Here is a 25373-nt window from a genome sequence, read left to right as displayed (position 1 = left end):
CAGGAGGGATAAATACAAATGAAAAACATTTCAAAGCTTCTTATTTCCACATTTGCTGCATTATTCATTTTCTCTAGTTCTGCGTATGCACACGTTACGGTCAAGCCAACCTCATCTGCACCTGAGGCGTGGGAAACTTATACACTCAAAGTGCCCGTTGAAAAAGAGACTGCCACCACAAAGGTGACTTTAAAAGTACCTGAAGGGGTTACTTTTGAAAGCTATCAGCCTGTACCAGGATGGAAAGTGACAACCAAGGCTGACAAAGATGGGCATGTAAAAACGGTAACTTGGGCAGCAACTGAAGAAGGAATAACCGCTGGACAATTCCAGCAATTCTCATTCGTTGCCCAAAATCCTAAAGAAGAAACGAAAGTGGCCTGGGATGCATTTCAATATTACGAAGATGGTGAAATTGTTGAATGGAGCGGTGATGAAGGCTCAGACCTACCGCATTCTGTAACGGAAATTTCGGTAGCTCCCAAGGATGCTGCCGGATCTACGGACCATGGTCACAAAAATGAAGCAGACACTAATAATTCCAAGACTGCTGACAATGCCAAGGATTCCGTAACAACAGAAGGTGATAGCAATCAAACGCTGATCATCACTCTGGCTGTCATATCACTAATTCTTTCCATTGTAGCGCTTTTTGCAGCTCTTAGGAAAAATAAAAAATAATCATTATGGAAGGTGCCCCAAGAATCATGGGGCACCTTTTTTCACTTCTAATTTTCCATGACTACCGATTTACTCGGAAACTGAAGGTTTTCTGATTTTATGGTAGTATTAATGGAATTTTCCACTCTTTGTCCCGCTATCGTTAGGTTAAGCATTCCATTGCCCTGTGCCTTTTTGCTTATTCCCAGGTCTTCCGTACTTTTCACTAACTGTGCATATAATTCCGATTCAGTTAATTCGCGGTCAAATTCCTTTTCCGCAATCACTTTCAAGAGGGCTGCTGCACCGCTTACATGAGGCGTAGCCATCGACGTTCCGCTCAGCCTTGCAAATTTATTTCCTGGATACGTAGAAAGAATACCAACCCCTGGCGCCACCAAGTCAATTTCATCATTTGTATTTGAAAAATCAGCTAAATTTCTGTTTAAATCCACAGCTCCTACTTCCACTACCTCGGGATATGCTCCAGGATAATCCATTTCATCCGTTTCATGACGCCCATCGCCACTATTTCCAGCGGCGCAAACGACAAGGATATCGTTCTGAAGAGCCTTTTGAATGAGTTTGTGTTCAGCTTCATCCGCTGGACCGCCTAGTGAAAGTGAAATAACAGAAACCTTTTCTTCATTAGGTCCCCGCCAATTGATTGCATACTCTAAAGCTCCATTAATCCAATCTATTTCGCCTTGCCCTTGACCATTTAAGGCCTTTAACGCTAATACGCTTGCTTTAGGAGCCACTCCAACTACACCAGCATTATTAACGGCAGCCAAAATTGTACCGCTCACATGTGTCCCATGTCCGTTATCATCTTGATAATCCCCGGTATTGGTAAAATCCTTCCCTCCGATGATTCTTTCTTTAAGATCTGGATGTCCTTTATCAATGCCTGTATCGATGACGGCAACTACCACACCCTCACCATAATTGCCTTTTTCCCAAACTGCCGGGGCCTTCACAAGTTCTACACCCTCGGGAATCTTCTCTTTCACCGTGTCCATTACTTCAAGTACTTTGTAAGGTATTAATCTTTTTTCTCTTGTCATTTGATTACCCCTTCCTTCGTTCAATAAGTTAAACTGCCAACAGTGTGGGGATTTTCATCCCGTCTGGTTGCCGTCTACCGTTGAAAGAGATGAGATCAAAAAACTCTTCTCCCTTATATATACCAGATTTTTAAAAATAAAAAAGAAGTTTTCGGAAAATTCCGTCTAAATAACTACTTTTTATTTCTTTTTCTTTTATTATCTGGTAATTCATATTATAGAACAAATGTTCTGTTTGTTCTACATGTTTTTTATCAATTATCAAATTTCATTTTAAAGCTAAGCACTTTTCGCAACTAAAAAAGAAGCGACCCCAGAATCGAGTCAGCTTCCATGGATGTTAAGCTGCACCACAGCATTTTTTGTATTTTTTCCCGCTTCCGCATGGACAAGGTTCATTCCTTCCAATTACTGGATTTTCATGGACGTGCGGCATTTTAGCTGCCTTGGCACTTTCCATGATAATTTGCGTGCCTTTTTCCTTCATTTGCTGATACCGCTGTTTAAATAACTCCATTACATCTTTACTGTACTTTAACGTATCTTCCGCGATATCCATCGCCTTTTGCTTGGATATATTATAATCCTCCAGGGCAAATTGATTATCCCTGAAAGAAACCCTAACTCCAAAATGCTGTCCAGCCTGTTTATTGGTCTTGCGCTCCTCAACGAATTCAAGGTATACTTCCTGGCAATCACAAGTCTGATGCATGCAATAATAATCATATATCCAATACGTTTTATCTTCATACTTACTCTTTAAAGCAATGCCATCCTCAACGCCAAAAACATCCAAATATTTAATCGCTTTTCCATCGAGGATCTCAAATGGATCAATCGTTCTCATCTATAGACACATCCTAATTCATCAAAGTTTATTCTTCCTATGTATTGTACAACCTAATTCATCAATCGTCACTTGAAACGAAGCCTGATGAGGCCAAATCCATTTCGTTAAAGCAGATATATGGAAGCCTTATTGAAGGCAAAAAAACAGCTGCAGCAGTGATTTTGCACTGCTGCAGCTGCCCCTAATCCTTAATCTTTCATTCGATCCAAGTGGTCAATTCATTAATCGGTGTTTTCTTAGCAGGTTTCGGCTCCATGTCAGGATAACCCAAGTATATGAAAGCCAGTATTTCCCCCTTTGAGGATAGCTTGAAATATTCCCGGACCTTTTCATGATAAGTTATTTTCCCCGTTCTCCATACTGCTCCCAGACCTAGGGAATGTGCAGCAAGAAGCATGTTTTGGATGGCACTGTTCACTGCCGCATATTCCTCGGAAACGAGGACATTTTTCTTATCACTAGGCTCTATGCCCACTGCGATGATGACAGGAGCCCTTAAGGGATTCTTTTTTTGCCTTTCAAGCTTACTGATTAAATCTTCCGGGGTATCATCAGCATTTTCAATTCTTGTTATTTCTTCGAATACCTGCCCAAGTTCATTTCTTCCTTCTCCTGTCAATACAAAAAAACGCCAGGGCTCCGTTCGATGATGATTAGGTGCATATGTTCCAGCTTCTATGATTTGCTCGATCATTTCTTTAGGTACCGGATCTTGCTTGACGATTCCAATGCTTCTTCTCGTTTTTATAGCTTCAATAGTTTCCATTTTATCTCCCCTTATCCCTTTATTTCTAATAGTTTCTGTTTCAGTTCATTTTCCATTGACGCCAATTCCTGTTCGGCTTGTCGGCGTTTATGCCTGCCTTCTTCTTGAATCCGCATGGTCTCCTCAAGCGTGGAAATCAAGTTAGCTTGCGTATTCTTTAATGTTTCGATATCGACAAGTCCCCGCTCATTTTCCTTAGCCGTTTCAATGGTATTCGTTTTCAGCATTTCAGAATTCTTCAATAACAAGTCATTTGTAGTCTTGGAAACCTGCTTTTGCGCTTCTACAGCATGCCTCTGCCTGATTAAGGTCAATGCAATCGCAACCTGATTTTTCCAAAGTGGAATGGCCGTCATGATCGAAGACTGTATTTTCTCGACTAGTGCCTGATTCGTGTTTTGGATCAGCCTGATTTGCGGTGCGCTTTGAATAGTGATTTCACGACTCAATTTCAAATCATGAAGCCTTTTATCCAACCGTTCAGCAAATTGCCGCATATCATTGACTTCTTGAAATTTCATTTGATCATTGCTTAATTCAGCGGACTTCCTTAGTTCCGGAATCGTTTTCTCATGGATTTCTTCGAGTTTAATTTCCCCTGCTGCAATATAAACATTCAAAGCCTGGAAATATTCTTTATTCGTTTCATATAGCTTTTCAAGGATTACAATATCCGATAACAGGATATTCTTGCTCCGGTCGAGTTTTACACTGATTCGATCAATTTGGGCCCCTGTTTTTTGATACTTGGAGAGCACCTCCTGTACAGATCCCGAGAGCTTCCCGAACATGCGTGCAAAAAATGAGGGCTTATCCGGTTTAAGCTCATCCGGGCTCAGCTCGTTTAACTTCTTCATTAAATCACTGATAATGTTGCCCACTTCACCTACATCTTTTTTCTGGACATGCTCAAGCATCGAGTTTGAAAAGGTCAGGAGCTTTGATTGGGCGGGTGTACCATAGGATATCATCGCTTGATGATTCGTTGGATCGATTTGTTCGGCGAGCTGATAAGCCTTTGCCCTGTTCTCTTCAGGAATGACATCAATCAGTTTAACCGGTTTCGCTTCCTGGGAAGATACTTTCTCAAGTTCCTGCACCCCATCGAATGGATTGGCTAAAAGATCATCGATCAAACTGGCGTTATTCGTTTTATTCAACAGGTTTGGATCATTGTTATTCATTTTAACCTCCTGCTTTCATCAATTACTTGTGACTCTTTTCTAGTTTTAATGGATTGTTTAGCAACGTCCAATTCGAAGTTAAGGTTATCGATATCATCGGCAATCACTTTATATAAATCCTTTTCTATCGTTTTAGTGAGTTCTTTTAAGGTTTTACGAGTTTCTGTTAAGGAAAGTTCAAGTTCCTTATTCTTTTTTGGCTGCTGTGATAAAAAAACATATTTCTCGGCGAGCTCCGTAGCTGAATCCAGATGCGAGTAATAAAATTGCTCCGCCTGGTAAAAACGCTTCGGTTCTTTTTTCGTGAGACTATATATTTTCCTGATCATTTTAATCATATCCTTCCTCTGTTTAAAAGAAGAGATATGCCTGACCGAGATTAGTGCCTTTTGCACCCGCCATATTTTCGGTTTTGCTTCAATTAAATTTTTCTTTATATATTGGTATTCTTTTCTCGTCAATTCATGCTTTTTCAGGAATCTTGATGAAAAATAAACGGAACTTAACCAATAAGAAAGCGCCCCTCCTGCTAAGGATATGACAACAGATAGGACAAACGGTTGATTCAATCCAAAATAGCTAATCATCCAAAACGGCAAAACCATTGGAAATGCAATCAATATCGGAACAAAACCAGCAAGAAATCGATTCATTATCTTTACACTCCTGACTTACACTCTTTTCTATATATACGGATTATCTTTAAGATTGGTTTCAAGATGGATGAAAGATTTTCTCCTATACTAAACGATATAGGAACAGCATGGTTTCTGCAAATTTATTGAAATTTTTTCGATAAAATTATCTCTTCTTCCCACTATTATGGGCAAACGCCTAGACACTTCACCGGAACTTACATAAGTTATTACGTATCCATCCTGATTTTAAAAAGGAGAGTTGACTATGAATTCATACGGATTTTATCCTTATCCACAACAAAATGGAAATCAACAGTACTATCAGTCTAATTTTAACCCCTATTTCCAACAGCCAGAAAGATTTGAATATGCACCACAGCAAGATTGGAACCTTCAGCAGATTCAAGAAAATTCATATAGCCACGTGCCCGAACAGTTCGATTTTGAAAGGGAGCCTCAACAACTTGAACGAAGAGTCCGGGAACTTGAGCGTCAAAATGAGCGTCAAACGAGGGAACTCACTCGGCAGAACCAAGAAATCACACGGATAAATCGAGAATTGAACCGTGTTAACCAGGAAATAACCAGGCTAAGTCAAACTGATCAACGCCATTCGAATAGGCTGAACCGACTAAATCAAAGACTTCGTGCCGTCGAAAGAAACCTAAACATCCCCTTCACCGCAACAGAGGATGGCTTTTAATACAAAAAGCAGGAGCTCATTATGGGCCCTGCTTTTTGTATCTTTTATCGGAAGGGTTTGATAATCAGTAATTCCAATAAATGAATTTAATCAAACGATTGATTAAATTTTAAAGGACCACCAAACCCTTGTCTGGCGTACTTTAACTGATTAATCACTCCTTAAAACCATTCTTGGTCTCCCTAACAGACCTTATAACAAATTCTGCCTATGGATGTTATAATATCCATTTTACCAAAAAAATTTCAGCTGCTCCCTTAAATGTACCCTGAATTTAAACACACCATTTTGAAGAACACCATCGTTCACAGAGCTTTACGATTTCACTCATATCATGTGAAATATACACAATTGTTTTTCCTTGCCTTGCCAGTATTTTTACATATTGATTAATTTCGAGTTTGGATTGAAGATCGATGCCCTCGGTTGGTCCGTCCATCAAAAGGATATCAGGGGCACGTACCTAACGCGATATTAGGTTTCCGTTTCATACCGCCTGATAAGCCCTTTTCAGCCTCTTTTTGGTCGACCTCCAGCGTTGTCAAGATCCCATTCAAATGTGGACTATCTGTAAGCTGTCAACGACGAGCCTTGTTTCCAAGAATCTTCAATTGATGATCGCCATATTTAAATTGATGCTCCCAATAAAAAAAATAGGAGTCAGCCACATCCCTGCGGCTGCTTTCCTACCCTCAAATCCTTCAATGTTATCTAAGCAGGGCCCCCCAACAATAGTTCATGCGATAGTATCACAAAAATCCCTTAAATAATGTGAGTCCTCCAAAAGTTAAAAAATTTATTCCATAATGAAAAAACAAAAAAAGAACGTGAGCCATCCCTTACGCTCCCGTTCTTTCTCGATTACAACATGACCTGTTTCAATTTTTCGTTTCTTGATTCCTGTTCCTCCTGGGTAGACAAGTCATACTTCTTCAATAGATGAAAAAGTTCATTCAATGTTTCCTGTGAATTCCCTTTTTCCAGATAACAATCTATTGCTTGACTCAATGCGGTTGGTAAAAATGCCTTTTGACTCTCAAATTTCTGCCTGACATCTTGCTGCGAATGGTTAAGATTACATGCTCCCATTTAAAATTCACCTCTTACTTGATTCTACCATTAATATAATTATAGACCTTACCTTGTCAATTCTTCGTCCTGCTTAAGTAGTCATCCAACCTTGATGAACTCCGGTAAGGCATGTTTCTTCTTCTTCAACAGTTGATCTTATAGGCACCCAAACATTTACAACTTTAAAATGAAACCATGTCAATGAAAAGCCCCATATGCACAGCACCACTAATCCAAATGATTGAACTCCGAGCAAATGCCATCTCCCTCCTGTAAACAATCCATTTTCAGTGGAGAAAAACCCTATCGCTATCGTACCCCATATGCCTTCTTTTCATTAATCAAACGTTTGATTAATGAAAAGAAGGTATTAAAAAAACCTTGAGAAATTTGGAAGGTATATTTAATCATTTTTTCCTTACTCTAAAAAGGCAGTGAAAAACCAAGGAGGTAACACCATGACAGTAATTAGTGATGTTAAGACGACTTTAGCCGGGCTAAAAAGTGCTCAAGCAAGCTTCGAGACCTTTGCCCTTTCAACAGACAACGAGCAAGCAAAACAACTTTATCAACAAGCTGCTCAACAAACACAATCGATTGTTGACAGCGTTTCTCCCCGTATTGATCAGATTGAGCAAGAAGAACCACAATATAAGCAATAAGAAATCATATAAAAAGGTTGGTTGAGGCAACCAACCTTTTTATATCTTTAATCCATCTATAAGGAGACGATACCTTGCCATACAAGCTAAACTGTTTCATTCCTTTTTTTTTCATATTAATCGTTTTGCTTATGACAGGATGTTCGGCAAATTCCAGTCAAACAGATAGTAATAAGGAGCGGGGCTTGAATATATCCAAAGTACATACCAACAAGCCAATTGACCAAACGGCGGCCAATCAAGCTAAAAATAAGCTAATGAATCAGGACGAAGTCGCGGATGTAAAAGCCGTGAATTCCAATAAGGAACTGCTAGTGGCCATTAAAGTGGAAAACTTCGATCGACTACGCTTAAAAAAGATTGAAAAAAAATCGCAAACAGAACTGGAAGACATGTTTCCTGATTATAAAGTCCTGGTCTCGACAGATCAAAAAATGTTTATAGAACTGGAGCAGCTGGAGCAGGAACTTGAGAAAGACCATACTAAAATGGACTCCTTAAATAGGGATTTCAAAAGGATAAAAGCCTTATTGAATGAAAAAACGTAACAATTGAAAGAAGTGATACGAAGATGTCAAATAATAAAAAGAAAAAACTGACACCTGTCCAACAGGAATATCAGCAACTTCAAAACCAACTGGAAACCAAAAGGCCAATCCTGCTGAATTGCGTAAAAGCATTTATGACTGGCGGTATAATTTGCCTGATCGGACAGGTCATTTCGAACTTTTATATCCATTACTTTGACTTCACGGACCAGACAGCTGGAAACCCAACTGCAGGCACATTAATTTTCGTCGCCATGCTTCTCACCGGATTTGGGGTGTATGACAGAATCGCCCAATTTGGCGGTGCTGGTGCTGCTGTGCCGCTTACGGGATTCGGGAATGCCGTTATATCGGCAGCGATTGAACACCGAACGGAAGGTTTCGTTTTAGGAGTCGGCGGCAATATGTTCAAATTAGCTGGATCCGTTATCTTATTCGGTGTATTTTCCGCTTTTATCGTAGCAATGATAAAAACAATACTCATACAATGGGGTGGTTTATAATGCTTACGGGACATCGCACATGGGTGTTTGATCAAAAGCCTGTCATCATCTCAACCGGAACCGTTGGTGGTCCATTTGAAGCAAACGGTTTGCTTGCTGATGATTTCGATCTACTTCATTCCGATTTATGGCTAAATCAAGATTCCTATGAAAAGGCTCACAAAGTCCTCATAGAAGAAGCGAGTACAAAAGCAATCGAAAAGGCGGGTCTTCAAAAGGAACAAATCCAATTTTTCCTCGGAGGCGACCTTATCAATCAAATAACCCCTACGAGTTTTGCCTGTCGAACATTGGGAACACCTTATCTCGGCTTATTTGGAGCTTGCTCAACCTCTATGGAAGGACTGGCTCTCGGAGCATACCTTGTCAATACCAAAGGGGCAGATTACTTATTGACAGGCGCATCAAGTCATAACACAGCAGTTGAAAAGCAATTTCGCTACCCAACTGAATACGGTGGGCAAAAACCTCCAACAGCCCAATGGACCGTTACAGGGGCAGGTGTGGCTTTATTAAGCAGTGCCGGGGAAGGCCCAAGAGTCACTTCAGCTACGATAGGCCGTGTCATCGACATGGGATTGACTGATCCTTTCAATATGGGAGGTGCCATGGCCCCGGCCGCTGTGGATACGATTGAAGCCCATTTAAGAGAACGGAACCTCTCCCCATCTTATTATGATTTAATAGTGACCGGGGATTTAGGAAAAATTGGACATGAAGTTTCATTGGAATTATTTAAAAAACATGGAACTCCCATTGAGGAAAATCAATATAAAGATTGCGGTTTAATGATATACAAGAATGATCAACCGGTCCTATCTGGAGCGAGCGGACCTGGATGTTCCGCAACCGTTGTGTATGGTCATTTATTAAATCGCATGAAAAAGGGTGAAATAAAACGAATGCTCGTCGTGGCTACCGGTGCCTTGTTATCTCCCCTTTCCTTTCAACAAAGTGAGACGATTCCATGCATTGCCCATGCCGTATCAATTGAATATGGCGGTGAACCACAATTATGATTTACTTTTGGGCTTTTGTAGTCGGGGGCTCCATTTGTGTAATCGGGCAGATAATGTTTGATGTATTTAAACTAACGCCTGCCCATACTTTATGTACTTTTGTTGTTACGGGAGCGCTTTTGGATGGTTTTGGATTATATGAACCTTTCATTGATTTTGCGGGTGCAGGAGCGACGGTGCCCATTACCAGTTTTGGAAATTCCCTTGTACACGGAGCGTTAGCCGAAGCGGAAAAGCATGGCTTGATCGGTGTTGTATCTGGCATGTTCGAAGTAACCAGTGCCGGGATATCAGCTGCCATCATTTTTGGTATGATCGGGGCCATTATTTTTAGACCTAAAGGATAAGGAGGATGCTCCATGACGATAGCTTCTGATGTAAAACAATGTGTCTCTAGCCTAAAAGGAGTTGAGGCAGGCTTATCCAGCCTAGCACTCCGGACTCAAGATGATGAATCTAAACGCACCTTGCATGAAACGATGCTGGTGGTGAATGAAATACTGAAGGATGTACAAAAGCGAGTGGGTGAGTTAGAACGGGAAGAACCACAATATAAGGGGTTTTAAATACCTATGAATTGCAGGGGGTGCTAAGTAATGCCTGAATGGTTAGAAATCGTTTTACGGTCACTATTTTTCTTAATTGTTCTTTTTTTAATCACAAAATGGTTAGGTAAAAAACAAATATCTCAGCTTTCCTTTTTTGAGTACGTCACTGGCATAACCATCGGGAACGTTGGCGCAGAGTTAGCCACAAAGGTTGAAGGAAATATTGTTCACGGTGTTCTTTCCATTCTCGTTTTTGCATTTGCTCCTTTCATTGCAGGATTACTTTCCATGAAAAGCAAAATTGTTCGTGATTTAGTCGAAGGGAAAGCAACAATTTTTATTAAAGATGGAAAAGTCATGGAGGACAATTTAAAAAAGGAAAAGTATACAACCGATGAATTATTGTGGTTACTCCGAAGTAAGGATGTCTTTGATATATCAACAGTCGAGTTTGCCTTATTAGAGGCTAACGGTGATTTTTCCGTACTGTTAAAGAAAGAAGACCAACCTCTAACAGCAAAAGATTTAAAAATGACAGTTGCTGCAGTCAAGGAGGCTCAGACTGTTATAATGGATGGTCAAATTCTAGACGAACCCTTATCCACGATTGGTCTAAACCGAAATTGGCTGAAAACTGAACTGGATAAGTTAGGCGTAACCATCGAGAATGTCTTTCTTGGACAAGCAAACTCTAATGGAGAATTAAACGTGGACCTTTTTGATGATAAAATTAAAGTGCCATCTCCTCAGGAAAAACCTTTAATGCTCGCAACCTTGAAAAAATGCCAAGCAGACTTAGAATTATTTGCCCTTGGAACTGAATCAAACGAAGCTAAAGAGATGTATAACAAAAATAGCGAAAAACTGCAAAAGGCAATAGATGACGTAGCCCATATTTTAAGAAACTGATTACTGTATTGATTTCCTCACTTCCATAAGAGAAGTGATTAGCCCAATGGTGAAGATCGTCACACATGAAAAAAGGAAAATTTCTATACCTAAGGTGAAGGCGGCGGCGGAAATGATTAATGTATCTATGAGGATAATGGCCAAAGCAATGTCTATAGAGGTAGATTTGGAAATGATTTTGGCTAACATATCCGTTCCTCCGCTGCTAGTCTCATATCGAAGCATGAGCCCTATGGCCACCCCGATGATGGCACCGCCAATCAAAGAGCTAGCTAGTATCGAAATGGAAAAGACCTTTTTCAATGGATTGAGCCAATCCATAAAAAGGGATGTCAATAATAATCCGTGAATGCTGCTGTAGAAAAAGGGCCGTTCATAATGCCAGGCATATAAAAATAGGGGAATGCTAAGGATCAGCATCGATAGCCCCGTTTGAAAACCAAAGAAATAATGAAGGATGAGTGCAATTCCAATAACTCCGCCATCTATTAAATGATGAGGAACTAAAAAACCATTGATTCCAATACCCATCATAAAGCTTCCAACACTTACAGCCACCGCTTTTTGAAAATTAATAAAATCACCTGCCGCCCTTTTGATAATCCTAATATATGTCCAAGTTAGTGAATCAAGAATATACATGTAAAAAAAATCCATATCCTTCACTTAAAAAAAGAGCCCGGTCATGAGTGACCGGACTCTTTCTCATTATTTCAACTCTAATAACACTACATTTTCAACATGTGTCGTCATTGGGAACATATCAACAGGTTGGATATCGATTGCTTTATATCCGCCTTCTTCCAAGATATGAAGATCACGAGCCAGAGTGCCTGGGTTGCATGACACGTATACGACTTTATTCGGTTTCATCTCGATGATCGTATTTAGAAGGGATTCTTCGCAACCTTTGCGAGGAGGATCCACTACGATGACATCAGCAGTGTTGCCCTTTTGATACCATTCAGCAATAACGTTGCCTGCATCGCCAACAATGAATTCAGCATTTGAGATTTCATTCAATTCAGCGTTGCGGCGTGCGTCTTCTATCGCTTCTTCCACTACTTCGACACCGATTACTTTTTTCGCTTTTTTAGCTAAGAATAAAGAAATGGTTCCTATGCCGCAATAGGCATCTATCACCGTCTCTTCACCCGTTAGCCCTGCATAGTCAAGGGCTTTATCATAAAGGACTTTCGTTTGATCTGGATTGATTTGGTAAAATGATTTTGCTGAAATCGCAAATTTAACATCACCGATCATATCATGGATCACTTCGTCGCCCCACAATAAAGTCATTTTATCGCCTAAGATAACATTCGTTTTCTTGGAATTCACGTTTTGAACGATGGATTTCACTTGTGGAAGACGTTCAACGATTTCCTTTACGATAGTTTCGATGAAAGGGATACTATTTGTTCTTGTAACAAGAACAATCATCAATTCCCCTGTTTGCTTGCCATAACGGGCCATTATGTGCCGCAACACACCTTTATGTGCCTCCTCATTATAAGCAGGGATACCAAGTTTACTGAAAATCTCTTTAACAACTTGAACGGCTTCACTGATCGCTTGATTTTGGATAATGCTTTCTTTCGTTTCAACAATTTCATGTGTCCGCGGTTTGAAGAATCCAGCTATTAGCCTGCCATCCTTTTCACCAACAGGCACTTGAGCTTTATTTCGATAATGAGTTGGATTCTCCATCCCGATGATTGGGTGAACCTTCACATCCTCAAGTTTCCCGATGCGTGTCATCACATCACGTACTTGCTTTTCCTTGAATTCCAACTGTCCTTCATAGCTCATATGTTGCAGCTGACATCCACCGTATTTATGGAAGTCTTCAGTAGTGACCTCAACCCGGTATGGACTATTTTCTATAATCTCCATCAAGCGTCCGAAGCCATAACCTTTATTAGCCTTCATCACTTTAATTTTTGCCTTTTCACCAGGAAGGGCGTTCTGAACAAAGATAGGATAGCCATCGACTTTAGCCACTCCAGCTCCTTCGTGTGTTAAATCTTCAAATAAAACCTCTATAATATCGTTTTTAGCAACAGGTGCTGTTTTTTTCATATCATCTTCTCTTTTCTTTTTTATGCTAGCCTGTATTTTACCACAATCGAGCCCTTGCCACAAAACCACTCACCAATTTACCTTAGTTTTCATAAAAATATAGGGGAAGGAATTACGATTTTTCATAGTTCCATGTATAAAAGTTCAACTAAAAAAGAAAAATAAGGAAAAATAAACGAGGTGAGGAAATGAGTTTATTTAACTCTATATCAGCCTGGAACGCTACAAGGCTAGAAAAACATCGAGCAAGCATGGAGGAAAAAGGCTTCTGTCCGGATTGTTACGGACGAGGATACAGCTCCTTCGTACCGACGGAATATCATTTTTCCGATATACACGACTGTCCCGGCTGTAATGGTACCGGAGTTTACGCCGATTGGGCCGCCATGAATGGCCAGCAAATGTAGTTCCAACAAGCGCCAAGTTCAAAAAACACCGAAAAAGGACCCCCTGTTAAACAGGAGGTTCTTCTATTTCTTTTACCATATAGCCAAATTCATGGTCGCTAATCGTAATGGTTTTCATTTCTTTATATCCTAATCTGCTATAGAGACGATTCGCCCCTTCATTTTCATTTTCAACAACCAAAGAAACCCTTGGATACCCCTTCTGTTTAGCGTACCCCTCAACATATTGAATCAGTGCACTACCAATCCCTTTTCCTTGAAAATTCGGGTCAACGCATAATGTATCCAAATAAAAGTCTTTCATTTCTGCTTCCTTATCAAGCGTAACGCTTGGATCTTTCATTTTCGTCCTTAATCGTTTCACTATCGGTTCATCCAAGCTTTCGGCATCCTTGCCATGGTAGGCAATGATCAATCCCGATACTTGTCCATCATGTTCACTTACGAACGTATTTTCATAGCTGATCCGATTTCCGCTTTTCCTGAACAAATCGGCAAGAACGTAAAGTATTCTTTCTTCTTCCGTTTCACCTGTCAATACCTCTGCAATTTCTTTAATCGCTAACCGGGTCAATATTGCTGCCTTGTCCGCATCTTCCGGTGTCGCTTTCCTGATATACATGTTCTCACATTCTCCTTGCTTAATTAAAGTTGAAAAGGCCACCAGATTCAGTGGCCTTTTCACCCTATTTTGCCGGATCGTCCGGCAGTATTCCTTGTGGAATGAATACATCAAAATGGCGGTACTGATTTACGAATTCAGCTGGGGCCATCCCGCCAAACTCCCCATCCAAATTAAGCATCATGTCCTTTTTGGCCTGTACTTTAATTCGATTGGCTTTTTCATAAATGACGTTTTTATCATGGATATGTTCACCGCGCATTGCCAATGTTGCGACACGCACAATATCAGCGAGGTTGGCCTTTTTTAAAATGAGCAACGTGAACATACCATCATTCAGAGAGGCGTCAGGAGCCAGTTTCTCGAAGCCGCCGACCGAATTCGTGTTAGCCACCAAGAAAAGCATGATCTCTCCTTCAAAAAGCTTTCCATCATATTCAATAGAGACTTCCGTCGGTTTAATTGAAGGAAGCATTTCAATTCCTTTAATATAGTACGCTAGCTGCCCAAGCATGGTTTTCAGCTTGATCGGCACGTCGTAAGTCAATTCAGTCAATCGGCCCCCACCAGCAATATTGATGAAGTACCTATCGTTCATTTTACCAATATCGATCGGCATCGTATGCCCTCCGGCAATAATTTCGGCTGCCCCTTCGATTGACTTCGGTAAATGCAGTGCCCGCGCGAAATCATTTGTCGTTCCCGTCGGAATGATTCCTAGTTTCGGACGTTTCTCTGCAGTGGCCAGTCCATTAACAACCTCATAAATCGTTCCGTCGCCTCCTGCTGCAATGACAATATCATAGCCTCGTTCAATCGCAATTTTAGCCGCTTTCGTCGCATCCCCAGCACCGGTAGTCGCATGGGCAGAAGCTTCATAACCAGCTTCTTCAAGTTTTGCTAGCACACCTGGCAGGCTCTTCTTAATGGCTTCCCGGCCCGAAGTCGGGTTGTAAATCAACCTTGCTCTCTTCATTTCCCATCATCCTTATACATATTGATTCCATAATTTACATCTTAATCCTTCATTACATGAAAAGCAATATTCGAAAAAAAAGAGGACCGCTTTTCGGTCCATATCTTTATATCCACTTACTAGAAATCTTATCAGGGAAATTATAATGCTTTTTACAATTTTATTCTAGTAAATGATTTCATTGATATTGAACATTTACGTTAAATGTATCGGTGACCGTCAAAGTATGCTTCCCTTTTCCAGTATTGAATATCCCATTCTTTTTTACAATGCCTTCTTCACCTGTTTCTTCTTCATTCACTTCCGTCACCTTCCAGATATCCTCAGGTCCTTCTAGTTCCGCAACCCCTCTAGCATCTATCTTGATATCACTATTGCCCTGTAGGCATACGCTAAGATTCCCGCTATCCTTCACATTCCAATCATTCAAAAGCCTTCTAGGCTTCACCACAAGATCGGTACTTTGTCCGTCTATCTCTGCTGCTAAGTCAGCAGGAATTATAAGAGTGGCCTTAAGATTCATTGTACCATTGTCCAAAAATCCATTTTTTTCGGCAAATCCTTGAAGCTTATATAAAGCGTATCACCATTTCTCTCAATCATTAAATAGTCTTCCGCCTTCTTCAACAAAGAATCACCATCTTCCATTACCCGCTCATCATAAGTTCCAAAAATGGAAACTTCCTCATCCGCACCACTTTCAGTCATTAATGGGTATGAGCCAGTATCCAGGACAACTCTCTCTATGTCTTTCCCGGCCTTTTCATTGAAACCAGGCAAATTGACCGTTTTTCCCAGCCCTGACCTTCTCAACTAACTCATCCGTCACTTCTCTTCCTCCTTTCCTGCTAAGCATCCATGTAATAGACGACACAAAAAGGAGTTACCCCTACAGATAACTCCGAAAAAATCAAAATTTTTTTTCCCGCTTGAAATTCCGATTATTTTTCTCATTTTTGCTTTCCTTAATCATAAGAAAACCGTACCACCTTAAAAGTGATACGGCCAATATTAACGTTTATTGATTTCTTCAACCAAAATTTTATTAACAAGCTGTGGATTAGCCTGTCCTTTTGTCGCTTTCATAATTTGCCCGACAAGGAAGCCGATTGCTTTTTGTTTCCCGGCTTTAAAATCTTCAATTGATTGCGGGTTATTATTCAACGCTTCTTCAACAGCCGTACGCAACGCGCCTTCATCGGAAATTTGGACTAGTCCCTTCTCCTTGACGATCGTTTCAGCGTCCCCACCGTTTTCAATCAATTCTTTGAAAACTTTTTTAGCGATTTTAGAAGAAATTGTCCCATCTTCAATCAGCTTAATCATTCCTGCCAACGATTCAGCAGTCAATTTGACATCATGCAGCTCTTTTCCTTCTGCATTCAAGAAAGCAGAAACCTCACCCATGATCCAATTTGATGCTAGTTTTGCATCCGCTCCTGAAGCGACTGTCGCTTCAAAGAAATCAGCACTTTCTTTCGTTACCGTTAAAACGGCGGCATCATATTCCGGTAAGCCAAATTCCTCGACATAACGTTTTTTCCGGGCATCCGGAAGTTCTGGAATCTCAGCAGCAATGCGTGCTTTCCATTCTTCATCGATATGGATTGTCAATAAGTCTGGCTCCGGGAAGTAACGGTAATCATCGGAACCTTCCTTAATTCGCATTAGTACCGTTCTGCCTGTAGCATCGTCAAACCGGCGGGTTTCCTGTTCGATTATCCCGCCTTCATTCAAGATTTCCGCTTGTCGGATCTCTTCATGCTCCAATCCTTTGCGAACGAAGTTGAATGAGTTCAAGTTTTTCAATTCAGTTTTCGTTCCGAATTCTTTTTGCCCGACAGGTTTCAAGGAAATATTAGCATCACAGCGAAGTGAGCCTTCTTCCATTTTACAATCGGAAACGCCTGTGTATTGAATGATGGATTTCAACTTTTCCAAATAAGCATATGCTTCTTCAGGGGAAGTGATATCCGGTTCGGATACGATTTCAACAAGAGGGGTACCTTGGCGGTTATAATCACAAAGTGAATAGTTCCCTTTATGTGTCAGCTTTCCAGCATCCTCTTCCATATGAATGCGGGTAATACCGATTTTCTTTTTCTTGCCATTGACTTCAATTTCAATCCAACCATGCTCACCGATCGGTTGATCGAACTGTGAAATTTGGTATGCTTTAGGATTGTCCGGGTAAAAATAGTTTTTTCGGTCGAATTTCGTAATTTCCGCCACTTTGCAATTCAGAGCAATTGCAGCCTTCATTGCAAAATCAACAGCCTTTTTATTGACGACAGGCAATACGCCTGGGTAGCCTAGGTCAATTACAGTCGTGTTACTATTTGGAGCGGCACCAAAATGATTCGGGCTCGCTGAGAAAATTTTAGAATCCGTTTTTAATTCTACGTGTACTTCTAGACCAATTACCGTTTCAAAGTCCATTTTTTTCACCCCTTACAGCTTAGGAAATTGTTTATGAAAATCTGTTGCTTGCTCAAATGCGTGAGCCGCGCGGTAAATCGTACTTTCATCAAAATGCTTTCCAATCATTTGCAGTCCAAGCGGAAGCCCATTCGCTGCGAATCCACATGGCACGGATATACCCGGTACGCCAGCAAGATTGACTGGAATCGTTAGGATATCATTCGCATACATCGTTAATGGATCGTCGACTTTTTCACCAATTTTAAATGCAGGCGTAGGTGTCGTCGGCCCAACGATGACATCATATTTTTCAAAGACATCTTCAAAGTCTTTTTTGATTAAAGTACGTACTTTTTGAGCCTTTTTATAATATGCATCATAATATCCGGAACTTAAGGAGAAAGTTCCAAGCATGATACGGCGTTTCACTTCGTCACCGAATCCTTCTGCACGAGTTTGCTTATACATTTCTATAAGAGTTTCTGCATTATCTGTACGATGGCCGAAACGCACTCCATCAAAACGTGAAAGGTTAGCTGAAGCTTCCGATGAAGAAAGCAGATAATATGCAGCTAAAGCATATTTGGAATGTGGCAAGGAAACCTCTTCCCATTCAGCCCCAAGTCCTTCTAATACCTTTAATGCTTCAAGTACGGAATTACGTGCTTCTTCGCCAACGCCTTCACCAAGATATTCTTTAGGTACCGCTATTTTTAATCCTCTTACATCGCCTGTTAATGAATTAACAAAATTCGGTACGTCAATATTAGCAGAGGTCGAATCCATTGGATCTACACCTGAAATCGCTTCAAGCAAATAGGCGTTATCTTCGACCGTTCTTGTAACCGGTCCAATTTGGTCAAGAGAAGACGCAAAAGCTACAAGTCCGAATCGGGAAACCCGTCCATATGTAGGTTTTAAGCCGACAACTCCACAATATGCCGCTGGTTGGCGGATTGATCCACCCGTATCGGAACCTAAAGAGAATAGGACTTCACCGGAAGCGACAGAGGCAGCTGAACCACCCGAAGAACCGCCTGGTACATAATCTGTATTCCAGGGATTGCGTGTCGCCTGAAATGCGGAGTTCTCATTAGAAGAACCCATTGCAAATTCATCCATATTCAATTTCCCGATCGTAACCGTTTCTGCCTGCTGCAACTTTTGAACGGCGGTTGCATCATAAATCGGATCAAAGTTCTCCAAGATTTTACTCGCGCAAGTCGTCCGTAAATTTTTAGTGACAATATTATCTTTCACTCCGATTGGCAGACCAAACAAAGCGCCTTTATTCTCACCTTTTACCAATTGTTCATCCAATCGTCTTGCTTGCTTGCGGGCGTTTTCTTCATCAAGTGTCAAAAATGCCTTTACCTTGTCCTCTACCTGTCCAATTCGCTCATACGATTCGTTAACAAGATCAGTGACACTGATCTCTTTCTTATGTAAGCGTTCATGAAGCTCAGAAACCTTTTGTTCGAACAACGACATCATTGTCCCTCCTTATTCAATTATAGATGGTACACGGATATATCCTTCTTTGCTATCCGGTGCATTTTTAACTACTTCTTCTACTGGCAATCCTGGTTTTGCAATATCTTCGCGCATTACATTTTTCATATCCAAAACGTGAGAAGTCGGGTCTACTTGATCCGTATCAAGCTCATTCAACTGCTCCGCAAATGAAATCATTTGGTCAAGCTGATGTTGAAACTGTTGTGCTTCCTCTTCCGTAATTGCCAAACGAGCCAAATGGGCAACGTGTTTAACTTGTTCCATAGAAATACGTGACATTCTCTTCACCTCCGAAAAAATATCCAAATCGACTGAAATTCGTCGCTTTTCTCCATAAAATCATCGTTTAAATCATATCAAACTATTACACAGTAAAGCAACAAGAGATACAATGTCGAAATTCAATTATTTCACAAGGAAAAAGCGATATTTTCCGGGAAATATGGGAAAGTTGCCGGAATTTCCGGGGAAATGACAAGAAGACCTTTAAAATTCGACAAATGCTCTCCTTTTTCCAAGTATTCGCTTCCTAAAATGGAAGGGTTTACTTACTATTATTATGTTCCTTGCTAAAGGTTATTTTGAAATTCGCCTCCCGGAATTAAATGAAAGAGTGGATTTCAGAGATTGCCGCAAAAAAAGATGAAGCCGTTAAGCTTCATCTTTTTTCATTCATATATATGCACGGTTGGTTCGTCCTGATTTGCTTCACGGACAATGAGCGCTTCAGGTCCATTTACGGAGGTAATGGATACTTGTACGGCAATATATTTAGGGAAACGTTCCATTACAAGCCCAGCAACATATTGGGTAAAACCAATCGCTTCCGAGTTCCCATAAAATTGAATAGGGATATCGATGTTCAGACTTTGTAATTGATCATCCATATAGAACGCCCTTCCGATGACTCCGTTAAAGTTAGGGAAATATTCTTCGACATCTTCTTTAAAGTTCGTGAAAGTCTTGACGTCATCACGATATTTTTTTTCTGCACTAGCAGAAGGAAATAGGAAATACTTTTCGTCCAAGTTTGTCCATTTTCCAATATTGTCAGAGTTCTTATCAATATTGGTATAGGCAATGAAATTCCCAGGGACTACTGAAGACTTTTCCTTTTGCTCGAATAAGGCAATCGTAATCGGGACATTTTTCAGCTTGTCCATTTTACGAAGCCTTTTTAAGACTTCTGCAGCAATTTTCTCCCCTTCTTGCTTTAGCTTTTTACTATCGATTTTCTGTTCATAGGTGGCACCGTATGCCTCTTTTTGATAGTAATGCACTGAATTCAGCGCAAGACCTATTACAACCCCGCCTAGACTCACTGAATTATCTTTTGTTTTGACTAAGTAATTATGTTCTAGAATATGAGCAAGATAGATTGGATTTTCTTCATTTCGCTTATCAATGTCACCTTTACCTGGGTCAACCGGATTCAAGCCAACGTTCTTTGAGGCATCCATACCCTTTTCTTTCAACTGACTTTTGGTATATTTTCTGTTCAGCCAGGAAGATATCTTTGCACTATCAAGCATTTGCCCCTCTTGAAACAGGTAATCTTCCGGGTCGAATTGGGTTTGGGCCAACCGCATCAATCCATTTTCGAATTCTTCAATATCATATCGGGTATTTAAATTAGATACGACCAAACCGCGTGCTTTTGATGGTTCAAAAGGTAGGATCGTTTGATAATATTCATCCGAAATTTTATACTTCGGAATAATTGCCGTCTCTTTTTTGTCTTTGGAGTCTTGAACTACCTCTTGCTTATCCTCAAAACTAGGCGCACATCCAGCAAGAAGCAGTATAAGAATCATCCCCAAAATAGAGTGTTTCTTCATATCTACACCTCTTATTTTTTTAGTTCCTCAATCAGTCTCTCTTCATCCCATACCATGATGCCTAGGCTTTCCGCTTTTTCCAGTTTGGAACCGGCATCTTCGCCAGCTACGACCAAATCGGTTTTCTTGCTGACACTTCCAGCAACGTTAGCTCCTAGCGCCTCTAATTTTTCTTTTGCTTCATTACGTGTTAGCTGATGCAATTTACCCGTTAAAACGACTGTTTTACCTGCAAAAGCGGAATCGATATCTTCAATAGGAACAGCTCTTGGCCCTTTAAAAGTAAGATTCACACAGGCTGCTTCCAACTCGTTCAATAGCGCATGGACCTCTTCCAATTCAAAATAAGCTACGATGGAATCGGCCATCTTATCCCCTATTTCATTAATGGATGTTAATTCTTCACGACTCGCCTTGCTTAAGGCTTCCATCGTCACGAACTCCCGTGCAAGTGTCTTGGCCGCTTTCGAACCAACATGGCGAATGCCTAACCCGAATAGTAATTTTTCCAACGAATTGCTTTTCGAAGCTTCGATTGCTTGAAGGAGTTTATTGACGGATTTATCCCCCATCCGTTCCAATGCAATGAGTTGATCATATGTAAGCTTATAAATATCAGCCACATCTTGTATGAGTTCCTCTTTAAACAACAAGCTAATCACTTTTTCACCAAGACTGTCTATGTTCATAGCTGTCCGGGATACAAAGTGAATCAAGCCTTCCCGTATTTGTGCAGGACACTTCGGGTTGATGCAACGTAAAGCAACCTCACCATCCAGCCGAACAAGTTCACTGCCGCATTCCGGGCACTCAGTCGGCATCTGAAACTCGGCCTCTTCCCCTGTACGGCGTTCTGCCAGTACATTGACCACCTCTGGAATGATATCGCCCGCTTTTTTCACGACCACTTGATCTCCGATTCTAATGTCCTTTTCACGGATTAAGTCTTCGTTATGAAGGGATGCCCGCTGCACAGTCGTACCCGCTACCCGAACGGGATCCAACACAGCTGTTGGGGTTAATACACCCGTACGTCCAACATTCAGCTCGATATCCCGCAGGGTTGTAATGACTTCTTCAGCTGGGAATTTATAAGCGATGGCCCAACGCGGACTTTTTGCAGTAAAACCTAATTCATCCTGCTGTTCAAGGGAATCCACCTTTACGACAATTCCATCAATATCATAGGCTAAGTTTGGACGTTGTTCTGTCCATTCTACTATATAGGCTAGTACTTCCTCTATATTCAAGCATGTTTTTCTTTCCCGATTCGTCTTAAACCCCAATCGATCCAACAAATCCAGACCTTCACTGTGGGATTGGACCCCTGTTTCTCCTAAATCGGCAATCGCATAAAGGAAAATATCCAGGTTCCGTTTCGCAGCAAGTTTTGGGTCAAGCTGCCTTAACGAGCCAGCAGCTGCATTCCGTGGGTTTGCAAATGGTTCCTCACCACGTTCTTCCTTAGCCTTATTTAAAGATTCAAATGATTTTTTTGGCATGAATGCCTCACCGCGTACTTCTATGGCAATCGGCTCACGCATCTTCAATGGAATCGACTTGATCGTTTTCAGGTTTGCTGTAATATCTTCACCGATCGTTCCATCTCCACGTGTTGCCCCTCTTACGAAATATCCATTCTCATATTGAAGAGTGACGGCAAGTCCATCAATTTTCAATTCACATACATAAGTAAAATCGTCACCTACAGATTGTCTGACCTTTCTGTCGAAATCCCGTAAGTCACTTTCATTGAATGCATTGCTTAAACTAAGCATCGGTGTGGTATGCTCCACTTTTTCAAACATATCCAAAATGGCGCCACCGACCCGTTGTGTCGGAGAATCAGGCGTTTGCAGTTCCGGGAATTTCTCCTCATACTCGATAAGCTCACGGAGTATCCGATCATATTCAGCATCAGGTACTGATGGCTGGTCCATCACATAATATTCGTAGCTGTATTGGTTCAATAACGTTTGCAGTTCTAGAACTTTTTTCTCTGCAGCTTGTAAGTCCATACGTTCAATCCTTTCTAAAGAAGACTCCACCGCACTTCTTATAGAAGAGCGGTGTCTAAAGTCAGATATCCCTATTCTTTACCAGTAAGATTCATATTAATAGCTTAAGCTTTTTCAACTGGTGCAAATTTAGCCAGTAGGCGTTTGATACCGATTGGACTTGGGAATGCGATATCCAGTTCCTTCCCTTCGCCTTCCCCTTTTACGCTCACCACGGTTCCTATACCCCACTTTTTGTGGGATGCACGGTCACCGACAGCCCAGCCGATCTCTTCACCACCGGTTGCGGATGGCGCAGAAACGGCTCTACCAAAGGCAGGAACTTTTCTTGTGGAAGCTGTTGAAGGAGATCCAGTTCTCGAAGAACTGAAAGGTGTTTGCCTAGCTCTAGGAGCCGGTTTCGGTTTAAGATCTTCAAGGAGTTCCTCTGGTATTTCACTGATGAAACGTGAAACTGGATTCATACTGGTCCGTCCATACAATGTCCGCATTTGGGCATTGCTTATGAATAGCTCATTTTCAGCCCTTGTAATTCCCACATAGGCCAGACGGCGTTCTTCTTCCATCTCCTCTTCATCCATGAGCGAGCGGCTGTGAGGGAAAACCCCTTCTTCAAGGCCCAATAAAAAGACCACCGGATATTCAAGTCCCTTCGCTGAATGCAGGGTCATCAACGTTACAGTATTAGTAACTTCTTCGGAGTTCTCATCAAGTTGGTCTATATCGGCAACCAACGCCAGGTCAGTTAAAAAGCCAACCAATGATTTGTCCTCGCTGTTACTTTCGAATGCTTTCGTAACAGATAAAAACTCATCTATATTTTCAAGCCGGCTTTGCGATTCAATCGTTTTTTCTGCCTGCAGCATCTCACGATAACCGGTTTTCTTAATGACTTCCTCCACCAGTTCCGTTACGGATAAGTACTCCTGCTGATTTGTATAGTTAGTGATCAGCGTATGGAATTCCCTAGCCGCTTTGGTAGCCTTCCCGCTAATCCCTACCATTTCCACAGATTCAAGTGCTTTATAAATGGAAACATCATACTGATCTGCATAATCTGCCACTTTGTCCATTGAAGTTGCACCAATTCCGCGTTTTGGTACATTGATTACACGGCGGAGACTGATGTCATCGTCAGGATTCGCAATAAGGCGAAGATAGGCAAGCAAGTCCTTAATCTCTTTACGGTCATAGAACTTAGTGCCCCCGACTATAGCATAGTTTATATTGGATTTAAGCAGAACTTCCTCCATGACACGTGATTGTGCATTTGTTCTGTAAAGGATTGCTATATCGGAATACTTCCTACTGCCGTCCCGAACTAACTCATTTATCTTTCCGGCTACAAATTGCGCTTCCCCTTGTTCATTGTCTGCACGGTAATAGAATAGCTTATTACCATCTGCATTCTCAGTCCAAAGATTTTTCGGCTTCCGGTTTTGATTGTTATCGATGACCTTATTCGCCGCTGCAAGAATCTTTTTCGTCGAGCGGTAATTCTGTTCAAGGAAAATCATGTTGGCATTCGGATAATCTTTTTCAAATGAAAGGATGTTCGCAATATCCGCACCGCGCCAGCGATAAATCGATTGATCAGAATCCCCGACAACGCAGAGATTACGGAAACGTGAAGCAAGTAGTTTAACAAGCATATATTGAGCCCTGTTCGTATCTTGGTACTCATCAACATGAATGTATTGAAACTTGCGCTGATAGTATTCAAGTACTTCCGGTACCAGTTGAAACAATTGAATCGTCATCATGATCAAATCATCGAAATCGAGCGCTGAATTTTTCCTCAACCGTTTTTGGTATTCCGTATATACATCGGCAGTTACCTTAGTAAAGTAATCCGACGCTGTCTTCAGGTACTCTTCCGGCCCGACCAATTCATTTTTCGCTGAACTGATGCTACCCAAAATCGCCCGGTAATCATATTTCTTTGTATCCATATTACGATCTTTCATGATTTGCTTAATGACCGATTGCTGATCCGTCGTATCCAATATCGAAAAGTTCCTATTAAAACCGATACGATCGATATCTCTTCGTAAAATGCGGACACACATCGAGTGGAAGGTCGAAATCCAGATATCCTCTGACGCACCGCCAAGTATGGCACGGATCCTCTCCTTCATTTCACGTGCAGCTTTGTTAGTGAACGTGATTGCAAGGATATTCCAAGGTGCTATTTCCTTCTCGACCATCAAGTAAGCTATTCGGTGAGTCAGCACACGCGTCTTTCCACTTCCTGCCCCAGCCATGATTAAAAGTGGGCCATCAGTTGACTTTACTGCTTTTTGTTGCTGTTCATTCAAACCTATTAGTAATTTTTCCGCTAAATATTGCATTATCACACCACCTATACG

The 25373-nt window shown here is 41.1% G+C and carries 28 protein-coding genes; 9 read left to right on the top strand and 19 right to left on the bottom strand.

Annotated features, from left to right (window positions below):
- Positions 1-18: 18 nt before the first annotated feature.
- Positions 19-681 carry a YcnI family copper-binding membrane protein gene (locus SB775_RS09575; protein ID WP_410861444.1) on the top strand — a complete coding sequence of 221 codons (663 nt, stop codon included), beginning with the start codon at positions 19-21 and terminating at the stop codon, positions 679-681.
- 47 nt (positions 682-728) lie between these two features.
- On the opposite strand, the gene SB775_RS09570 is transcribed toward SB775_RS09575, so the two are convergent.
- The 5 genes from SB775_RS09570 to SB775_RS09550 all read right to left on the bottom strand — a co-directional run bounded on the left by SB775_RS09570 (position 729) and on the right by SB775_RS09550 (position 5180).
- Positions 729-1727, bottom strand: a complete 999-nt coding sequence (locus SB775_RS09570; RefSeq protein WP_410861443.1) for a S8 family peptidase — start codon at positions 1725-1727, stop codon at positions 729-731.
- A gap of 340 nt (positions 1728-2067) precedes the next feature.
- Complete coding sequence (locus SB775_RS09565) at positions 2068-2574, bottom strand: SEC-C metal-binding domain-containing protein (protein ID WP_089362533.1); 507 nt, start codon at positions 2572-2574, stop codon at positions 2068-2070.
- Positions 2575-2773: 199 nt separating this feature from the next.
- A complete protein-coding gene (locus tag SB775_RS09560) occupies positions 2774-3343 on the bottom strand; it encodes a nitroreductase family protein (protein WP_410861442.1) in 570 nt (189 codons plus the stop codon).
- 11 nt (positions 3344-3354) lie between these two features.
- On the bottom strand, positions 3355-4527 hold the full coding sequence (locus SB775_RS09555) for a toxic anion resistance protein (protein ID WP_089362531.1): 1173 nt from the start codon (positions 4525-4527) through the stop codon (positions 3355-3357).
- A complete protein-coding gene (locus SB775_RS09550; RefSeq protein ID WP_061461298.1) occupies positions 4524-5180 on the bottom strand; it encodes a 5-bromo-4-chloroindolyl phosphate hydrolysis family protein in 657 nt (218 codons plus the stop codon). The genes SB775_RS09555 and SB775_RS09550 overlap by 4 nt, the downstream gene beginning before the upstream one ends.
- 250 nt (positions 5181-5430) lie before the next feature.
- On the opposite strand from SB775_RS09550, the gene SB775_RS09545 reads away from it, so the two are divergent.
- On the top strand, positions 5431-5868 hold the full coding sequence (locus tag SB775_RS09545; protein WP_089362530.1) for a hypothetical protein: 438 nt from the start codon (positions 5431-5433) through the stop codon (positions 5866-5868).
- 861 nt (positions 5869-6729) lie between these two features.
- On the opposite strand, the gene SB775_RS09540 is transcribed toward SB775_RS09545, so the two are convergent.
- Together SB775_RS09540 and SB775_RS09535 are read right to left on the bottom strand one after the other, a co-directional pair.
- Positions 6730-6957: a group-specific protein gene (locus SB775_RS09540; protein ID WP_089362529.1), complete on the bottom strand. Its 228-nt coding sequence runs from the start codon at positions 6955-6957 to the stop codon at positions 6730-6732.
- A 73-nt stretch (positions 6958-7030) separates the two neighbouring features.
- On the bottom strand, positions 7031-7264 hold the full coding sequence (locus SB775_RS09535) for a hypothetical protein (RefSeq protein WP_410861491.1): 234 nt from the start codon (positions 7262-7264) through the stop codon (positions 7031-7033).
- A 133-nt stretch (positions 7265-7397) separates the two neighbouring features.
- Here SB775_RS09535 and SB775_RS09530 point away from each other — a divergent pair, with 133 nt between their 5' ends.
- The 7 genes from SB775_RS09530 to SB775_RS09500 all read left to right on the top strand — a co-directional run bounded on the left by SB775_RS09530 (position 7398) and on the right by SB775_RS09500 (position 11128).
- Positions 7398-7601: a DUF1657 domain-containing protein gene (locus tag SB775_RS09530; RefSeq protein ID WP_053344237.1), complete on the top strand. Its 204-nt coding sequence runs from the start codon at positions 7398-7400 to the stop codon at positions 7599-7601.
- Between the two features lie 74 nt (positions 7602-7675).
- Positions 7676-8149, top strand: a complete 474-nt coding sequence (locus SB775_RS09525) for a YhcN/YlaJ family sporulation lipoprotein (RefSeq protein ID WP_286140821.1) — start codon at positions 7676-7678, stop codon at positions 8147-8149.
- Between the two features lie 23 nt (positions 8150-8172).
- Positions 8173-8652 (top strand): stage V sporulation protein AC, encoded by a 480-nt coding sequence (gene spoVAC, locus SB775_RS09520; RefSeq protein WP_410861441.1) that lies wholly within the window; start codon positions 8173-8175, stop codon positions 8650-8652.
- Positions 8652-9671, top strand: coding sequence for a stage V sporulation protein AD (spoVAD, locus tag SB775_RS09515; protein WP_061461294.1), 1020 nt, complete (start codon positions 8652-8654; stop codon positions 9669-9671). The genes spoVAC and spoVAD overlap by 1 nt, the downstream gene beginning before the upstream one ends.
- Entirely contained in the window at positions 9668-10018 is a 351-nt protein-coding gene (spoVAE, locus tag SB775_RS09510) for a stage V sporulation protein AE (protein ID WP_061461293.1), read from the top strand. The genes spoVAD and spoVAE overlap by 4 nt, the downstream gene beginning before the upstream one ends.
- Before the next feature lie 12 nt (positions 10019-10030).
- On the top strand, positions 10031-10237 hold the full coding sequence (locus tag SB775_RS09505; protein WP_061461292.1) for a DUF1657 domain-containing protein: 207 nt from the start codon (positions 10031-10033) through the stop codon (positions 10235-10237).
- A gap of 30 nt (positions 10238-10267) precedes the next feature.
- Positions 10268-11128, top strand: coding sequence for a DUF421 domain-containing protein (locus tag SB775_RS09500; protein WP_089362527.1), 861 nt, complete (start codon positions 10268-10270; stop codon positions 11126-11128).
- Here the strand turns inward: SB775_RS09500 and SB775_RS09495 are convergent, their stop codons facing one another.
- The 12 genes from SB775_RS09495 to pcrA form a co-directional block, all read right to left on the bottom strand.
- Complete coding sequence (locus SB775_RS09495) at positions 11129-11770, bottom strand: YitT family protein (RefSeq protein ID WP_410861440.1); 642 nt, start codon at positions 11768-11770, stop codon at positions 11129-11131. It lies immediately after the preceding gene.
- Positions 11771-11836: 66 nt separating this feature from the next.
- The gene (gene rlmD, locus SB775_RS09490; protein ID WP_410861439.1) at positions 11837-13207 is read right to left on the bottom strand and encodes a 23S rRNA (uracil(1939)-C(5))-methyltransferase RlmD; all 1371 of its coding nucleotides are present in this window, start codon (positions 13205-13207) and stop codon (positions 11837-11839) included.
- 453 nt (positions 13208-13660) lie between these two features.
- On the bottom strand, positions 13661-14236 hold the full coding sequence (locus SB775_RS09485; RefSeq protein ID WP_061461289.1) for a GNAT family N-acetyltransferase: 576 nt from the start codon (positions 14234-14236) through the stop codon (positions 13661-13663).
- A gap of 64 nt (positions 14237-14300) precedes the next feature.
- Positions 14301-15212: a diacylglycerol kinase gene (locus SB775_RS09480; RefSeq protein ID WP_061461288.1), complete on the bottom strand. Its 912-nt coding sequence runs from the start codon at positions 15210-15212 to the stop codon at positions 14301-14303.
- 178 nt (positions 15213-15390) lie between these two features.
- On the bottom strand, positions 15391-15735 hold the full coding sequence (locus tag SB775_RS09475; protein ID WP_410861438.1) for a hypothetical protein: 345 nt from the start codon (positions 15733-15735) through the stop codon (positions 15391-15393).
- A complete protein-coding gene (locus tag SB775_RS09470; RefSeq protein ID WP_410861437.1) occupies positions 15732-16025 on the bottom strand; it encodes a hypothetical protein in 294 nt (97 codons plus the stop codon). Before SB775_RS09470 ends, SB775_RS09475 begins: the two co-directional genes overlap by 4 nt.
- Before the next feature lie 198 nt (positions 16026-16223).
- Complete coding sequence (gatB, locus tag SB775_RS09465; protein ID WP_410861436.1) at positions 16224-17651, bottom strand: Asp-tRNA(Asn)/Glu-tRNA(Gln) amidotransferase subunit GatB; 1428 nt, start codon at positions 17649-17651, stop codon at positions 16224-16226.
- A gap of 12 nt (positions 17652-17663) precedes the next feature.
- Positions 17664-19124: an Asp-tRNA(Asn)/Glu-tRNA(Gln) amidotransferase subunit GatA gene (gene gatA / locus SB775_RS09460; protein ID WP_061461285.1), complete on the bottom strand. Its 1461-nt coding sequence runs from the start codon at positions 19122-19124 to the stop codon at positions 17664-17666.
- Between the two features lie 12 nt (positions 19125-19136).
- Positions 19137-19427 (bottom strand): Asp-tRNA(Asn)/Glu-tRNA(Gln) amidotransferase subunit GatC, encoded by a 291-nt coding sequence (gene gatC, locus SB775_RS09455; RefSeq protein ID WP_061461284.1) that lies wholly within the window; start codon positions 19425-19427, stop codon positions 19137-19139.
- Positions 19428-19816: 389 nt separating this feature from the next.
- Complete coding sequence (locus SB775_RS09450; protein WP_061461283.1) at positions 19817-20986, bottom strand: CamS family sex pheromone protein; 1170 nt, start codon at positions 20984-20986, stop codon at positions 19817-19819.
- Between the two features lie 11 nt (positions 20987-20997).
- A complete protein-coding gene (gene ligA, locus SB775_RS09445) occupies positions 20998-23004 on the bottom strand; it encodes an NAD-dependent DNA ligase LigA (protein WP_410861435.1) in 2007 nt (668 codons plus the stop codon).
- A gap of 104 nt (positions 23005-23108) precedes the next feature.
- Entirely contained in the window at positions 23109-25355 is a 2247-nt protein-coding gene (gene pcrA, locus SB775_RS09440) for a DNA helicase PcrA (RefSeq protein WP_061461281.1), read from the bottom strand.
- Between the last annotated feature and the right edge of the window lie 18 nt (positions 25356-25373).

The organism is Peribacillus sp. SIMBA_075 (assembly GCF_046534585.1).
This window is presented reverse-complemented; position numbering and strand designations above follow the sequence as displayed.